The following is a 448-nucleotide window of genomic DNA, read 5'->3' on the forward strand; positions in this document are numbered from 1 at the left end:
TGAAGGCCTCGGTCGGCATATAGGCCGCCAGCGGCAGGAAGACGGCGGCTGCGAGAATCTGTCCGGCCTGCACGCCCTGAAGCGCAAAGCTCGCATAGAAGCCGCGACGGCCGAACGGCGCGTGCTCCAGGATCATCGAGCTGGCGCCGGAGATTTCACCGGCGACGGCAAAGCCCTGGATCAGGCGCAGGACGACCAGCAGGATCGGCGCGAGGATGCCGACCTGATGATAGGTCGGCAGGAGGCCCACCGCCATGGTCGACAGACCCATCAGGAACATGCAGACGATCAGAACGGTCTTGCGGCCATGGGTGTCGCCCCAATGTCCGAGCACGAAGGCGCCGATCGGCCGCGCCACATAGCCGACGCCATAGGTCGCCAGCGATGCGACGATGGCGACGGTGGGATTTTCCGACGGGAAGAAGATTTGCGGGAAGATCAGCGACGC

Annotated in this window: 1 protein-coding gene; it reads right to left on the reverse strand. The window is 65.0% G+C overall.

Annotation, left to right across the window (positions count from 1 at the left end; translation table 11 throughout):
* Positions 1–448 (reverse strand): MFS transporter (locus XH80_RS02820; protein ID WP_271597238.1); only part of this gene is annotated, 448 nt, incomplete at both ends.

It is taken from the genome of Bradyrhizobium sp. CCBAU 45384 (genome assembly GCF_028128665.1).
Classification (GTDB): domain Bacteria; phylum Pseudomonadota; class Alphaproteobacteria; order Rhizobiales; family Xanthobacteraceae; genus Bradyrhizobium; species Bradyrhizobium manausense.